This is a genomic window from Frankia sp. AgKG'84/4 (assembly GCF_023242965.2).
Classification (GTDB): domain Bacteria; phylum Actinomycetota; class Actinomycetes; order Frankiales; family Frankiaceae; genus Frankia.
The window spans coordinates 1-648 of the sequence record NZ_JALKFU020000655.1 but is presented as its reverse complement, the minus strand read 5'-3'; the positions used below and the strand labels follow the sequence as shown (position 1 = coordinate 648).

1 protein-coding gene is annotated in these 648 nt (G+C 52.9%); it reads left to right on the top strand.

The window, feature by feature from the left end; genetic code table 11:
- A partial coding sequence (locus MXD58_RS31775; RefSeq protein WP_250610020.1) for an LUD domain-containing protein occupies window positions 1–648 on the top strand: 648 nt, incomplete at both ends.

Below are 648 nucleotides of genomic sequence, written 5' to 3'. Positions count from 1 at the left end.
GATTTTAAGGATCGCGTCAATAAGGGCATCCATGATTCCTTTATGCGCGGCGCTGTTGCCGGTGCACAGGAACGGATGGGCACCCGGCGTAATGACGCGGCCGCGGAACTCGGCAACTGGGAGGACTGGCGCTCCCACGGCGAAGAGATCCGGCAGCATGTTCTTGAACATCTGGATTATTATTTGGAGCAGCTTAGCGAAAATGTGGCCAGGCGGGGCGGCCATGTGTTTTTCGCGGAATATATCCTCCAGGTCGATGACCATGAGCCCCCTTCTCATATCGTGGTACCGGCGCTGCATAAAAACAAGGAGCAAATCCGGGATGTTTTTACGGAAAAACTCGGCTACCAAAAAACGTCCAAACCGGAGGAGCTCGCAGGGCATGCACGTCAAAAGCTACGCGAGGAATTTCTGTCCGCCGACGTCGGCATCACCGGATGTAACTTTGCCGTAGCCGAAACAGGTTCCTTCAGCCTTGTAACAAACGAAGGAAATGCAGACCTTGTCACTGCTCTTCCGAAGACACAGATCACCGTGATGGGAATGGAACGTCTTGTGCCGACCTTTGAGGAAATGGAAGTCCTTGTAAGCCTGCTTACGAGAAGCGCGGTTGGACAAAAGTTGACCAGTTATATTACAGTCCTCACC